This is a genomic window from Corynebacterium sp. NML98-0116 (assembly GCF_001767255.1).
GTDB classification, from domain to species: domain Bacteria; phylum Actinomycetota; class Actinomycetes; order Mycobacteriales; family Mycobacteriaceae; genus Corynebacterium; species Corynebacterium pseudogenitalium.
In genome coordinates this window covers 2,157,102-2,171,881 of the sequence record NZ_CP017639.1, presented here as the reverse complement: position 1 = coordinate 2,171,881, position 14,780 = coordinate 2,157,102, and the positions used below count along the sequence as shown (strand labels likewise).

Sequence of the window (14,780 nt, the reverse complement as noted above, 5' to 3'; positions counted from 1 at the left end):
CTGTGCACCAAATTCCCTCACTGACCCTAGGTGGCAGGCTGGTTGTGGGCCAGAACCCGAAGGAGGTCCGCACCCATGTCCCCACACGATATTCCCCCGCTGATCCCCAAGCCACCAGAGAAGGATTGGGCCGATTACAACACCAACCCCGACCCCGGCAGGACTCGTAAACGTCGGCGTGCAAGCATGCTTTCTGCACGCGATGTGCTGGCGTTGCCGACTGTCACCCTTGCACCCGGTGCCACGCTTTCCGATAGTGAGTTGGTCATGCCGGATGCTGCGGCAGTCGTGTTTATCCCCAACACTGAATGCTCATGTACGGTAAAGAAGCAAGCAACCGAAAACAATAGATAGACCGCCAGCACTACACTATTCCGAACCAAAGACCAAAAGATAAGCATTTTGAGAAAATCTAAACTTTTGGATTTTCCTACAATGCCGACTACGGCGGAATCCCTCCCACTCCTTATATATTTCTTTCTGTATACATTGAATTTGTATTTAGTAAAATGCAGACAACACCACGGATCGGCTTTTGGCTGGACAATTCCAACCAAACACCGCAGCAGACAGTAGAAACCATTCTGAACGTTAGGAAGCCGGTATGATTGTTACATATAAGGGGAAGAAAAATTTCTTTTAGATACTTGTTTTCCTAAAACTGATGTGATATAATAATTCAATTCCCGAAAAGGAGTAAAAAATATGCGGCAAGGTATTCTTAAATAAAACTATAATCAAATAGTGGGAACAAAGGATTATGATAGTCCCTTTTGTAGGGGCTTAGTTTTTTGTACCCAATTTAAGAATACTTTTGCCTTATCAATTTTGACATATCCCCAAAAACAGCACTCACAAACAGGTGTATGCTGTATATGTGTATGTCCGCAAATTATCATCCCCAGTGGTAAAAGTATTTTACTGCTGGGGATTTTTATGCCCTTCGGGGCAGTAAAGGGAGGACAATCACATGAAAATAATCAATATTGGAATTCTTGCCCATGTAGACGCTGGAAAGACGACCTTGACGGAGAGCCTGCTATATGCCAGCGGAGCCATTTCAGAACCGGGGAGCGTCGAAAAAGGGACAACGAGGACGGACACCATGTTTTTGGAGCGGCAGCGTGGGATTACCATTCAAGCGGCAGTCACTTCCTTCCAGTGGCACAGATGTAAAGTCAACATTGTGGATACGCCCGGCCACATGGATTTTTTGGCGGAGGTGTACCGCTCTTTGGCTGTTTTAGATGGGGCCATCTTGGTGATCTCCGCTAAAGATGGCGTGCAGGCCCAGACCCGTATTCTGTTCCATGCCCTGCGGAAAATGAACATTCCCACCGTTATCTTTATCAACAAGATCGACCAGGCTGGCGTTGATTTGCAGAGCGTGGTTCAGTCTGTTCGGGATAAGCTCTCCGCCGATATTATCATCAAGCAGACGGTGTCGCTGTCCCCGGAAATAGTCCTGGAGGAAAATACCGACATAGAAGCATGGGATGCGGTCATCGAAAATAACGATAAATTATTGGAAAAGTATATCGCAGGAGAACCAATCAGCCGGGAAAAACTTGTGCGGGAGGAACAGCGGCGGGTTCAAGACGCCTCCCTGTTCCCGGTCTATTATGGCAGCGCCAAAAAGGGCCTTGGCATTCAACCGTTGATGGATGCGGTGACAGGGCTGTTCCAACCGATTGGGGAACAGGGGAGCGCCGCCCTATGCGGCAGCGTTTTCAAGGTGGAGTATACAGATTGCGGCCAGCGGCGTGTCTATCTACGGCTATACAGCGGAACGCTGCGCCTGCGGGATACGGTGGCCCTGGCCGGGAGAGAAAAGCTGAAAATCACAGAGATGCGTATTCCATCCAAAGGGGAAATTGTTCGGACAGACACCGCTTATCCGGGTGAAATTGTTATCCTTCCCAGCGACAGCGTGAGGTTAAACGATGTATTAGGGGACCCAACCCGGCTCCCTCGTAAAAGGTGGCGTGAGGACCCCCTCCCCATGCTGCGGACGTCGATTGCGCCGAAAACGGCAGCGCAAAGAGAACGGCTGCTGGACGCTCTTACGCAACTTGCGGATACTGACCCGCTTTTGCGCTGCGAGGTGGATTCCATCACCCATGAGATCATTCTTTCTTTTTTGGGCCGGGTGCAGTTGGAGGTTGTTTCCGCTTTGCTGTCGGAAAAATACAAGCTTGAAACAGTGGTAAAGGAACCCACCGTCATTTATATGGAGCGGCCGCTCAAAGCAGCCAGCCACACCATCCATATCGAGGTGCCGCCCAACCCGTTTTGGGCATCCATCGGACTGTCTGTTACACCACTCCCGCTTGGCTCCGGTGTACAATACGAGAGCCGGGTTTCGCTGGGATACTTGAACCAGAGTTTTCAAAACGCTGTCAGGGATGGTATCCGTTACGGGCTGGAGCAGGGCTTGTTCGGCTGGAACGTAACGGACTGTAAGATTTGCTTTGAATACGGGCTTTATTACAGTCCGGTCAGCACGCCGGCGGACTTCCGCTCATTGGCCCCGATTGTATTGGAACAGGCATTGAAGGAATCAGGGACGCAACTGCTGGAACCTTATCTCTCCTTCACCCTCTATGCGCCCCGGGAATATCTTTCCAGGGCTTATCATGATGCACCGAAATACTGTGCCACCATCGAAACGGTCCAGGTAAAAAAGGATGAAGTTGTCTTTACTGGCGAGATTTCCGCCCGCTGTATACAGGCATACCGTACTGATCTGGCCTTTTACACCAACGGGCAGAGCGTATGCCTTACAGAACTGAAAGGGTATCAGGCCGCTGTCGGCAAGCCAGTCATCCAGCCCCGCCGTCCAAACAGCCGCCTGGACAAGGTGCGCTATATGTTTCAGAAGATAATGTAACGTCTTGCGCAATGCAAGCGTTCATTGCTGGCTATTGCGAAATATCATTGATAACCCTAGGTGGCAGGCGCTGAGGCGTTTCCCCAGGTCGCGAAAATCCAATGAGGGAATTTGGTGTCACCCCAACCGGGCCGAGTGCCAAAGGACGCAACCGCTTATTTGCGACCTGGGCTTTTCCCGAGTTCCTCGGAACGAATTGCGTCCTTTGGCACTGGCTCCTAGAGCGCTAGCGGCAACCTACCTGAGGCGCTCCTTGCGCAGCTGGTCCACCTCGGGCAACGCGAGTGGGGTGAGTTCCTGGGCGTCGATGCCGAGGGCGCGGGCGAGGAGGAGGTCGGCAAGTTCGGGGTTGCGGGCCAGGGCAGGGCCGTGCATGTAGGTGGCGATGACGCTGCCCTGCACAACGCCCTCAACGCCAGCCCGAGAACCGTTGTTGCCCACGCCACGTTTCACCTGGCCGAGTGGGGAGGCGTCGGGGCCGAGGGTGGTGCCGCCCATGTGGTTTTCGAATCCGGTGAGGGGGGCGGAGAGGCCGTCGAGAAGTGGGTGGGATTGGACTTCCCCGATGGCGCGCTCCGACATGGGGGAGGTGCGGACGTCGAGGACGCCGATGCCGGCGACTTCTTCGCCGTGGGCGGTGAAGCTGTGGCCGAGGACCTGCATGCCGGCACAGACGGCGAAGACGGGGCGGCCGGCGTCGATGGCGCGCTGCAGGCCGGGGGATGCTTGCAGGCGGGAGGCCGCAATGATTTGGGCGGAGTCTTCGCCGCCGCCGAGGGTGTAGATGTCGCAGTCGGAGGGGATGTCCTCGGTGAGGGGGATGGGCCGGATGTGGGCGTCGATGCCGCGCATGCGGGCGCGTTGGCGCAGGACGAGTGCGTTGCCGTCGTCGCCGTAGGTGCCGAGTACGTCGGGGAGTAGCAGGCCGATGGTCAAAGTGTTAGTCACGGTCCAGCTCCTTGTGTAGGTCCTTTTTGAGGTCGCGGAAGGCGGTGTAGTTGGCCAGCACTTCGACGCGGCCGGGTGGGCAGGCGCGGATGGCGTCGACGCAGTTGTGGATCAGTTCGTGCTCGATGTCGGCGTAGAGCAGGCGCACTGCGAGGTCGGTGCCGCGTTCGCCGGCGGCTTTGACGGCAATGCCGTGGAAGTCCTCGAATTTGACGTCCCAGAGCCAGGAGAGGTCTTCGCCGTCGGCGACTTGGCCGTTGACGGCGATGACGAGGCCGTCGGCGGTGCGGTCCACCATGGAGAGGGCCTCTTGCCAGCCTGCCGGATTCTTGGCCAGCAGGAGGCGGACTTCGTGGTCGCCGAAGTGGATGGTGGAGTAGCGTCCTGCGACGTCTTGGACGTCGGCGACGGCGGCGAGCGCGGAGGCGAGTGGTACACCGAAGACGTCGACGGCGCAGGCTACGGCCTGTGCGGCGTTGCCGCGGTTGGCCCGCCCCGGCAGCGCCAGGTCAAGCGTGACGACGCCCCCATCCGGGCAGCGCAGGCCGTCGTCGGTGACGGCGTAGGTGGGGGTGGGGCGTCGAAACTCAGAGCCGTCGGGGAGGGGCTCGACGGCGTACCAGTCGCCCTCGGTGCGTACGACGTGGCCGCCGCTGCGGGGGTTGGTGACGGAGTCGCCGAGCCAGCCGGCGCCCGCGGAAACCCAGATGACGTTGGGGTGGTCCCAGGCGACGGAGGTCATGAGCACGTCGTCGCAGTTGGCGATGACGGTGGCCTCCGGGTGGGCGTTGACGGCGCCGCGGAGGGCGCGCTCGATCTTGTTGATCTCGCCGACGCGGTCCAGCTGGTCGCGCGACAGGTTGAGTAGTACGAACGCCTTCGGCTGCAGCCGGTCGGCGACGTGGGGGACGTGCAGCTCGTCGACCTCGAGGGCGATCGTGGAGGCGTCCTTGCCCGCCATGAGCGCGGAGATGATGCCGGCGTCCATGTTGTCGCCGCCGTCGTTGGTGGCCACGGTCCTGGTGGAGCGCAGCGCCGCCACCAGCATCTTTGTGGTGGTGGACTTGCCGTTCGTGCCCGTCACCAGCACGGCCGGGCGCCCCTTGGACAGGCCTGCCATGATGTTCGGGTCGATCGCGTTGGCAACGAGCCCGCCGATCATGCCGCCGGCGCCGCGGCCGGTGGCGCGCGACGCGAACGTGGCGGCCTGCGCGGCGGCCAGCGCAACAGAGGTACGCAGTTGTGAGAGCATGCCTCTACGTTAGTCGTGCGCTACGGCCTGGAGAAACTCCTGCGCGCTGAGCACCGGGATGTCTTTGCGGTGCGCGTGCATCGCTTTGCCTCGCAGTTCGGCGCCGCGGGATGGGGCGTCGGAGACGACGAGGGAGGCGGTGCGTGTGAGCTTTTCTTGGTAGTTCAGCCCGGCGTCGAGCGCGGCCTGGATGAGCTCGTCGGGGTCGACGGCGACGTCGTCGGAGATGGAGATCTCCATGCCTGGCTTGAGGCCTGCGCCCGTGTAGACGCCCGGATTATCGACGTCCCCTTCGCGCTTATGCGCGTCCACCCGCAGTGCGGAGCGCTGCAGACCGAAACGGTCCGCCTTGAGGTCCTCCGGGTCGATGCTGGTCAGCGTGCCGTTTTCGCGCAGCTGCAGGTACACCGCGACGAGCTTCAGTGTGGCCGCCCGGGAGAGTTCCTCCTCGGGGACGCTGGCGCGCTCGACGGTGGCGGTGGCCGGTTCGGAGAGCACACCGACTTGGTTGGCCACGGCGTTGAGTCGCTCGTCGATGAGGATGTGGCCTTGGCGGCGTGCGCTGCCGAGGATGTCCACGATTGCTTCGGGGCGCGGGATGTGGCCGACGCGCTGGCGGCGCCGGTTGTGCTTGCGGGCGCGTTGGCGGTTGGCGCGGGCGGCGGCGTTCATGGCGCGGCGCGACTCGGAGACGAGGTACCCCCACTCCGTGGGGCTGTCGAGCACGATGAGGGTGCGGCCGTCGATAAGCTTGTTGAGTGTCTTGAGGTGCCGCGCGAACCGTGGCGCCTGAGCGAAGTCGCTCTTCTCCAGGTTGTGGAGGTGGCGCGGGCCGGCGTCTTTGACCGGGTTGAATACGGCGTGGAAGTCCTCGCCGACCTCGCCGTTTTCGTCGAACGTGACCGCATCGAGGGTGAGCAAACGCCCCGTAGAGGGGTGGATGCTTGTCGAAAGGGCGCTTACCGCGACGAACGGAAAGAGCTCGTGGTCAGGTGTTGTCATCACTCTGATAGTAGCTATGGCCACTGCACGCGGTGTAATGGCCCGCCGAGCGGCGTGTCCGACTGGATCTGCAGGCCGCCGAAATTGTACTGGTAGTCGGGGGCAGGCGCTGGTGCAGGGGCCGGCGCGGGCTGTTCCTGCACGGGAGCGGGCTGCTGCACAGGCGCTGGTGCAGGGGCCGGCGCGGGCACGGGCGCAGGGTCTGGAGCCTGCCACACCGGGGCCGGCTGTGCTGGCACCTGGTACGCCGGTTCCTGTTGCGCCGGGGCTGGCGTCGAAGCCGGCGCAGACGCGGGCTCCGAAGAAGGCGGCGTGGTCTCCTCAGTGGTCTGTTCCGTCGACCGCTTCGAAGGTTCCGGTTTCTGGCCGGACTTGCTCGGGGAGTGCGCAGGCTCCGTCATGTACGTGGAAACTGTGTCCGGCGAGCCGCTCCACTGCTCGCTGAACGCCACCGAGCCGATCAGCGCGATCAGCAGCGCGCCGATGATAGCGGCTACCCAGCGCATCGGGTGGATCGGCTGGTTCTTCTTCGGCTGCGCCTCCGGGGCCTTCTCGTCCGCCGGGGTCTCCACGGCGGGGAACTCCTCCGAATCAGCCTTCGCTGCGGCGGACTTGGCCACCGCGTCGGCGCTGTCTTCCAGCTCCTCTGGGCGTACCACGGGGATCACGGTGGTCGCCGACATTGCCGAGGTATCCGGGTGGCGCGGGTGGACCTGCACCGGCGGAATCGGGGAGAGGGGCGGAAGCACGTCCGGGGCGAGTGGGCCAACGGTCACGCTCAACGACGGCTTGCCACCCAGCGGCGCGAGGTAGCCGTGAGCTACCGCCAGCAGGCCACGCTCGCTGAGGGACTGCAGCGTCGGCAGCAGCGCGGTGGCCACTGGCCCCACCAGGGTGCCGACGGCCCGATCCCCAATCGCGACCTGCACAGTATCTTCGGCGGCATCCTCAGTGGCGCTCAGCGTGAGCAGGTAATGCTTCCGGTCCAGCACCGAAACTTCCTGGGCTTCCTGCGCGTCCGGGAGGAAGGAGACGTCGTAGGTGCGGGTGTCGTCGAGAAACACCCAGGGCTCGGTCGGGGGCTGGTTGGTGGGGATGCACAGGCCGGGGCGTGGCAGGCGAAGGACGGTTTGCAGGGAGCCGTCCGCGAGGCGGGTGGCGCGCACCGTGACCTGCGGGATCATCGAGGCTTCCACGATCCAGGACAGCTCCGCGTACTCGCGCGCGTCCGAGGCGCTCATGCTGCCGAGCACTGAGTCCTGGAAGTGAATGTCGAACCCGCCGCCCTCAGCGCGCGGGATAAGCAGCGCCGCGAGGTCCGCAACGTCCGTATCGGCAGAATCGAGCAGGTGAATGATGTGCTCTTGCTCCGCCTCGTGCACCGGGATGTTGCGAACAGCACCAAGCCCGTGGTCTGGAACCACGTATGTTGTTGCCATTTCGCCCTGCCTTACCCGGTGCTGCCTCGCCAGTAGATAAATCTCCGAGCAATGAGTATAAGGCGCGCACCTGGGTAAACGCATGTCGACCTGTGGAGGCGTGTGACACGTCACGGTCGTACGCAGCGCGGATTCTTATACGCTGAGAGAGGCGTAAGAGAAGCGAGCGCGCTTTATCACTCGCATCTCAGTCCGCCAGGCAGAACGACCCCCCTGACGGGGGTGGTGTTACGCGACCGTCGAGCGGTTCACCGCGGACACGATGGCCTGCATCGACGCCAACGTCGTCGATCCTGCCACGCCAGCGCCCCACGCACACTTGCCGTCGACATCCGCGTAGATGTAGCAGGCCGCGTCGGCGTCGTCACCCGCGGAGCGGGCGCGCTGCGAGTAGTCCTGCACCTCGACGTTGATGCCGATGTGCTCCAGCGCGTTCGCGAATGCCGCGATCGGGCCGTTGCCGACACCCGTGACTTCGTGGTCCTGGCCGTTGTAGGTCACGCGCGCGCGGATCCCGGTCGTCGTGGTGTCCTTGCCCTCCTCATCCGACGTGCGGAAGGAGTGCAGCTCCAGTGGCGAATCTGGGTCCAGGTAGGTCGTGGCGAAGATGTCCCACATGTTCTTCGAGTTGACCTCGCCGCCCTCGTTGTCGGTGATGTTCTGCACCACCGCGGAGAACTCCGGCTGCATCGCCTTCGGCATATCGATGCCGTGGTCCGTCTTCATGATGTAGGCAACGCCACCCTTGCCGGACTGGGAGTTGACGCGGATGACAGCCTCGTAGTCGCGGCCCACATCCTTCGGGTCGATCGGCAGGTATGGGACCTCCCAGACCGTCTCGCGCAGCTCTTCCCACTGCACCTCGGTGGAGTTTGCGCCTGGGCGCACCTTGCTCGCCAGTGCGTCCAGGCCTTTATTAATAGCGTCCTGGTGCGAGCCGGAGAACGCCGTGAAGACCAGGTCGCCGCCGTATGGGTGGCGCTCGGGGACGCGCAGCTGGTTGCAGTACTCCACAACGTCGCGGATGCGCTGGATATCAGAGAAGTCGATCTGCGGGTCGACGCCCTGCGTCAGCATGTTCAGGCCCAGCGTGACCAGGTCGACGTTGCCGGTGCGCTCACCGTTGCCGAACAGGCAGCCTTCGATGCGGTCCGCGCCCGCCATGTAGCCCAGCTCGGCCGCGGCGATGCCTTCGCCGCGGTCGTTGTGGGGGTGCAGCGACAGGATGATGGAGTCGCGGCGCTTCAGGTTGCGGTGCATCCACTCCACCGAGTCCGCATACACATTTGGGGTAATCATTTCGACGGTCGCCGGCAGGTTGATGATCATCGGCTGCTCAGGGGTCGCGTCCATGATCTCGACGACGGCGTCGCACACCTCAACCGCAAAGTCCAGCTCAGTGCCGGTGAAGGACTCCGGCGAGTACTGCCAGCGCCAGTTCGTGTCCGGATAATCCTTCGCGATGCCCTTGATCAGCTCCGCCGCGTCCGTCGCCAGCTTCTTGATCGCCGGGCGGTCTTTCCGGAACACCACTTCGCGCTGCAGCTTCGACGTGGAGTTGTAGAAGTGCACGATCACGTTCTTCGCGCCCGAGCAAGCCTCGAACGTGCGGCGAATCAGGTGCTCACGGGCCTGCACCAGCACCTGGATGGTGACGTCATCCGGGATCATGTCCTGCTCGATGATCTCGCGCACAAAGTTGAAGTCAGTCTGCGAAGCGGACGGGAAGCCCACCTCGATCTCCTTGTAACCCATCTCCACCAGCAGGTTGAACATGCGGCGCTTGCGCTCCGGGTTCATCGGGTCAATCAGGGCCTGGTTGCCGTCGCGCAGGTCCACCGCGCACCACTGTGGTGCGTGCGTGATGGTGGCGTCTGGCCAGGTGCGATCCGGCAGGCGGATAGGCTCCACTTCCTGCGCAAACGGCAGGTAGCGGTGCGCTGGCATCTTCGATGGCTGCTGCTTATTCCAGGCTGGTTGGGTGGTCATTGTGGCTGTTCTCCTTCGTGGCGAGTTTCACGGTCGGCGTGCGCAAACTCCGCGACGGGCGCCGGCCGTGTTACAACGAGGCCTGTATCCCGCCGCGGCAGATTAGGAGCAGCAGCTGATGTGACATGCGCCAAAGCATACACGGTTTGGGCCTATCCCACTTGAATACTGACCCGTGTGAGCATCGCCGCGCTGGCCAGCATCATAATTATCGACGCCACCATCGCTACCCAACCCCCAACACTGGACACGGCGAAGTTCTCCCCAAGCAGCACGATGCCCAAGGTGAGTGCAACCAGCGGCTCAACAACCTTCATGGCCGGCAGCGTGGTGGCCAGCTTGCTGGCGCCGAACGCGAACTGCTGCACTGCCGTGCCCAGCACCGCGCAGGCCAGCATGGCCCAGAACTGCCACGACTCCACAAGTCCAACGACTCCGCCGTGTACGTAGGCGTCCACAGCCACCTTGGAAAACACCGCCAGGTAGCCGAAGATCGCGCCGCACAGGATGCCGTAGGCCAGCGCCTGCGTAGCGGCGCCACGGGTGCGGGCGAACGCGACCGTCCCGACCATCCAGGCCAGCCCAACCCCGATTGCCAGCACCCAGCCGACCATTCCCGGCGGGGCGGTGCCCGGCACCGGGCGGCCCACCAGGATCACCACCGCAACGAAAATGGTCAGCAGCGTCGCCCACGCCGTGCCCTGCGGCGACATTGTGCGGTGCTCCACGCGCGCCGAAAGTAGCAGCGTGAACATCAGTGACAGCACCAGAATCGGCTGGACTACCAGCAGGGATCCGAACGCCAGCGCCAGCGCCTGAAATCCGTACGCGGCCAGCGCAAGGGCGAGCGATGCCCACCAGGCGGGGCGTCGCAAAGAAGAAAGCGGTGAGGGATTGACCTCCGTTGTGGAGCGGCCGGCGCGCAAGATGCGGTGGCGCCACACCGTCCCCACCGCGATGAGCAGCGCAGACGTGAGCGCAAAGCTAATCGCAAGGAAGTCGTTCTGCATGGTCAACGATAATACTAATTTTCTGTGCCATGTCGCCCCATAGTCGTTTTTGGGACGCTATTCTTATAGTGCGGATTTTCACGCGACAGTTTTTACACCGATGGAAGGTTCTACCATGGCATTGATCGTGCAGAAATACGGGGGCTCGTCCCTCGAAAGCGCCGACCGCATACGCGCGGTTGCTGAACGCATCGTTGCCACTAAGAAGCAGGGGCACGATGTCGTGGTGGTGTGTTCCGCAATGGGCGACACCACCGACGAGCTGCTGGACCTCGCCGCCCGCGTCAACCCAACGCCGCCAGCCCGCGAGATGGACATGCTGCTCACCGCAGGCGAGCGCATCTCGAACTCGCTGGTCGCGATGGCGGTCGCATCCTTCGGCGCTGATGTGCAGTCCTTCACCGGCTCGCAGGCGGGCGTCATCACCACCGAGCGCCACGGCAACGCCCGCATTATTGAGGTGACGCCGGGCCGCGTCCAAGAAGCTATCGACGCCGGCCGCATCGCCATCGTCGCCGGCTTCCAGGGCGTCAACCGTGACACCAAGGACGTCACCACCCTCGGCCGCGGCGGGTCCGACACCACCGCCGTCGCCCTCGCCGCCGCCCTCGGCGCCGACGAGTGCGAAATTTACTCGGACGTCGACGGCGTCTACACCGCCGACCCACGCATCGTCCACGATGCCCGCAAACTCGACAAGCTCTGCTTCGAAGAGATGCTTGAGCTCGCCGCGTCCGGCTCGAAAATCCTTGTGCTGCGCAGTGTGGAATATGCGCGCGCATTCAACGTACCCATGCGGGTGCGTTCGTCATACAGCAACGATCCCGGCACCCTCGTCGCCGGAGCATTGGAGGATATCCCCATGGAAGAAGCAGTACTGTCCGGCGTTGCCACCGACGCCTCCGAAGCGAAAATCACCATCCTCGGCGTCAAGGACCTGCCAGGGGAGGCCGCCAAGGTGTTCCGCGTCCTCGCCGACAATGAGATCAACATCGACATGGTGCTGCAGAACATCTCCAGCCTCCACAACCTGACCACCGACATCACCTTCACCCTCCCAATTGCCGACGGCCCCCGCGCCATGGAACTGCTCAAGGCCCTCCAGGCGAAAGAAGGCTGGGACAACATCACCTACAACGACCAGATCGGCAAGGTGTCCCTCATCGGTGCAGGCATGAAGACCCACCCGGGCGTCACCGCCGACTTCACCGAAGCACTTCGCGACGCCGGCGTGAACATCGACATGATCACCACCTCCGAAATCCGCATCACCGCCGTGGTGCGCGAAATCGACCTCGAGGAAGCCACCCGCGCTATCCACGACAAGTTCGAACTCGGCGGCGACGAACCAGCCATCGTCTACGCTGGCACCGGACGCTAAGAAAGGACACACTTCATGACCACCATCGCAGTAGTAGGTGCAACCGGCCAGGTCGGCCGCGTCATGCGCGAAATCCTCGCCGAACGAGACTTCCCAGCGGACAAAGTGCGCTTCTTCGCATCACCACGCTCCGCGGGTAAGCACCTCGAATACCGCGGCCAGGACGTCGTCGTCGAAGACCTCACCCAGGTCACCGAAGACTCCGTCGCCGACGTCGACATCGCGCTCTTTTCCGCAGGCGGCGGCACCTCCAAGCAGTGGGCCCCAGTCTTCGCAGCCGCCGGCGCCACCGTCGTAGACAACTCCTCCGCGTGGCGCAAAGACGACGACGTCCCCCTCATCGTCTCCGAGGTCAACCCCGACGAAGCCAAGGCGCCAGCCAAAGGCATCATCGCGAACCCGAACTGCACCACCATGGCAATCATGCCCGTGGCCAAAGCACTCCACGACGCCGCCGGCCTTCACACCATGCGCGTAGCCTCCTACCAGGCGGTCTCCGGCTCCGGCCTCGCCGGTGTACAGGCGCTTGCAAACCAGGTCGCCGAAATCGGCGAGCGCAACACCGAACTCGCCCTCGACGGCTCCCTCCTCCAGCCCGAGGAGCTCGGCCCATACGTCGCACCGATCGCCTTCAACGCGCTGCCACTCGCCGGCAACCTCGTCGACGACGGCACCGAAGAAACCGACGAGGAGCAGAAACTCCGCAACGAATCGCGCAAGATCCTCTCCATCCCAGATCTGCGCGTCTCCGGCACCTGCGTCCGCGTCCCAGTGTTCACCGGGCACACCATGGTCGTCCACGCCGAGTTTGAGAAGGAAATCACCCCTGACCAAGCTCGCGCCGTCCTGGAGACCGCGCCGGGCGTCTCTGTCGTCGACGTACCGACCCCTCTCGCCGCCGCCGGCAAGGACGATTCCCTCGTCGGCCGCATCCGCCAGGACCAGGCCGTCGACGGCAACCGCGGCCTCGTGTTCGTCGTCTCCGGCGACAACCTGCGCAAGGGCGCCGCACTGAACACGATTCAGATCGCGGAGCTGCTTGTGAAGTAGCTTTCTGGCTTCTTGAGGGCGCTTGAGGGCGCTTGAGGGCGGTCCCCTGGGGTTTGTTCCCTGGCGGGACCGCTTTTCTGCTTCGGCTTTTGGGGCAGGCCGGTCCGTGACTAGGGGAAATGCCCCAATACTTTCTTGGATCCTGGGTTTGAGGTGTGGTTGCTAGGTAGCCAGTGCCAATGGACGCACCGGAAAACATCTAGCACATTGCTGACCTGCAGTGTTGAATGGCTGCACCAAAACCGGTTGCGTCCTTTGGCACTAGGCCTCTCTGGGTGCACACCAAATTCGCCCATGCAGAATCAACGACCTGGGGAAACGCTCAGGGCTGCTCCTGAAAGCGGGAATTTGGTGTCGGACCGGGTGGTGGGGACACCACATTCCATCAAGTACTGCCTACGACCTGGGGAAACGTTCCGACTCCTCTCCGAAAAACAGGAATCTGGTGCGCTCACCCTTGTATGAGCCAAAGAAAAAGTGCCAAAGCACGCATCTTGCGTCCCTTGGCACTTGGCTGGGCAGGATTATTTAGCCTGGCTCTCAGCCTCTTCCGTCTCGAGGACTTCTTCCGCTTCGAGGGCCTGCTCGGCCTCTTCGATCATGGCTTCCTTGAAGTCCTTATTTTCCATGACGGACTTCTCGGTAATCTTGTCCAGCTCGCGCTGGTCGTGGCGGGTGAACTTCACGCGCGGATCGAGTTTGTCCTTCATGAGCTCGAGGGCGCGGCGTCGCAGGCTGCCTTCGTGGCGCAGGGTTTCCGAGCCGCGGATGCGGGCTGATGTGACCACGACGATGAGTACCAGGCCCAGGTAGCCCAGGATCGGGTAGACGAACGAGATGAGGTCCTTGAAGCCGACGAAAGATAGGACGAACCCGATCAGGCACGCGGAGATGTAGATGACGCGGAACTTCTGCTGGCGACCGCGCGCCAGGCGCTTGCCCAGGGCGTAGAACATGCCCAACGAGGTGGCGAAAATCATGCCGAAGATCACGAACGTCATGATGAGGCCGAGTGTTGGGTTGATGTTGTTGATGAGGGTGAGCATCGGCATGTCGTGGCCGTTGACGTCGCTGATGCTGACCATGAGGCCCATGCCGAGCAGGAGCAGCATCGCGAGGTAGGCAATGCCGCCGAAGAGGCCGCCGAGGCCGGTTTCGCGCGGGTCGAGGTAGTTGCCGCCGATGACGACCGCCATGGACACAACGCAGATGAAGTTCAGGCCGGTGTAGTTCAGTGCGGCGATCCACCAGTTTGGCAGCTCGGTTGCGACGTCCTGGGCTGCGATGTTGATGCTATCCCAGTCTGGCTGCGCGTTGACGATGGTCCAGGTGCAGCCGCCGATCACGAAGATCAGGAGGAATGGGGTGAGGATGCCGATTGCACTGGTCACCTTATTGACGTCCAGCATGCCAACGCCGAGCACCATTGCCAGCATGATGACCGCACCGATCCAGACCGGGATACCGAACTGCTGGTTCAGGTTGGCGCCCGCACCTGCGAACATGATGAACCCGATGGAGAACAGCGTGATGATGGTCGAGATGTCCAGAACCCAGCCCATGACCTTGCCAGTGATGTTACCGAGCACTTCCATGTGTTCAGTCGCCTGGAAGTAGGAGCCAAGCTGGAGGATGGAGATACCGCCGACCAGCATCAGGGCCGAGCTCAAGAGTGCTCCCCAAATGCCTTGCGTGCCGAAGGCTACAAAGTACTGCATCGCTTCCTGCCCGGACGCAAACCCGGCGCCGACAACGATGCCGATGAAGGCAAAGGAGATCGCTATTGCGTTTCGAATCATAAAAGGCAGTGTAGTTGATG

The 14,780-nt window shown here is 61.8% G+C and carries 11 protein-coding genes; 4 read left to right on the top strand and 7 right to left on the bottom strand.

The genetic code is table 11. The features are described 5' to 3' along the window. The first annotated feature begins 75 nt into the window (after positions 1 to 75). Together BJP05_RS10015 and tet(W) are read left to right on the top strand one after the other, a co-directional pair. Positions 76 to 354, top strand: coding sequence for a hypothetical protein (locus BJP05_RS10015; protein ID WP_005391230.1), 279 nt, complete (start codon positions 76 to 78; stop codon positions 352 to 354). 616 nt (positions 355 to 970) lie between these two features. Next, on the top strand, positions 971 to 2,890 hold the full coding sequence (gene tet(W) / locus BJP05_RS10010; protein ID WP_070363278.1) for a tetracycline resistance ribosomal protection protein Tet(W): 1,920 nt from the start codon (positions 971 to 973) through the stop codon (positions 2,888 to 2,890). 237 nt (positions 2,891 to 3,127) lie between these two features. Here tet(W) and BJP05_RS10005 read toward each other — a convergent pair whose 3' ends face one another. The 6 genes from BJP05_RS10005 to BJP05_RS09980 form a co-directional block, all read right to left on the bottom strand. After that, positions 3,128 to 3,838, bottom strand: coding sequence for a type 1 glutamine amidotransferase (locus tag BJP05_RS10005; RefSeq protein ID WP_070363277.1), 711 nt, complete (start codon positions 3,836 to 3,838; stop codon positions 3,128 to 3,130). Further along, complete coding sequence (locus BJP05_RS10000) at positions 3,831 to 5,090, bottom strand: Mur ligase family protein (protein ID WP_070363276.1); 1,260 nt, start codon at positions 5,088 to 5,090, stop codon at positions 3,831 to 3,833. Before BJP05_RS10000 ends, BJP05_RS10005 begins: the two co-directional genes overlap by 8 nt. Before the next feature lie 9 nt (positions 5,091 to 5,099). Beyond that, positions 5,100 to 6,092, bottom strand: coding sequence for a DNA polymerase III subunit epsilon (locus BJP05_RS09995; RefSeq protein ID WP_070363275.1), 993 nt, complete (start codon positions 6,090 to 6,092; stop codon positions 5,100 to 5,102). 14 nt (positions 6,093 to 6,106) lie between these two features. Further along, positions 6,107 to 7,531 carry a hypothetical protein gene (locus tag BJP05_RS09990; protein ID WP_070363274.1) on the bottom strand — a complete coding sequence of 475 codons (1,425 nt, stop codon included), beginning with the start codon at positions 7,529 to 7,531 and terminating at the stop codon, positions 6,107 to 6,109. Between the two features lie 228 nt (positions 7,532 to 7,759). Further along, positions 7,760 to 9,520 (bottom strand): 2-isopropylmalate synthase, encoded by a 1,761-nt coding sequence (gene leuA / locus BJP05_RS09985; protein WP_084028630.1) that lies wholly within the window; start codon positions 9,518 to 9,520, stop codon positions 7,760 to 7,762. 152 nt (positions 9,521 to 9,672) lie between these two features. Beyond that, on the bottom strand, positions 9,673 to 10,530 hold the full coding sequence (locus tag BJP05_RS09980) for a DMT family transporter (RefSeq protein WP_070363273.1): 858 nt from the start codon (positions 10,528 to 10,530) through the stop codon (positions 9,673 to 9,675). Positions 10,531 to 10,645: 115 nt separating this feature from the next. Here BJP05_RS09980 and BJP05_RS09975 point away from each other — a divergent pair, with 115 nt between their 5' ends. Together BJP05_RS09975 and BJP05_RS09970 are read left to right on the top strand one after the other, a co-directional pair. After that, positions 10,646 to 11,911 (top strand): aspartate kinase, encoded by a 1,266-nt coding sequence (locus BJP05_RS09975; RefSeq protein WP_070363272.1) that lies wholly within the window; start codon positions 10,646 to 10,648, stop codon positions 11,909 to 11,911. Between the two features lie 15 nt (positions 11,912 to 11,926). After that, positions 11,927 to 12,961 (top strand): aspartate-semialdehyde dehydrogenase, encoded by a 1,035-nt coding sequence (locus BJP05_RS09970; RefSeq protein ID WP_070363271.1) that lies wholly within the window; start codon positions 11,927 to 11,929, stop codon positions 12,959 to 12,961. Positions 12,962 to 13,485: 524 nt separating this feature from the next. Here BJP05_RS09970 and BJP05_RS09965 read toward each other — a convergent pair. Continuing rightward, positions 13,486 to 14,760: a hypothetical protein gene (locus BJP05_RS09965; RefSeq protein WP_070363270.1), complete on the bottom strand. Its 1,275-nt coding sequence runs from the start codon at positions 14,758 to 14,760 to the stop codon at positions 13,486 to 13,488. Positions 14,761 to 14,780 lie beyond the last annotated feature (20 nt).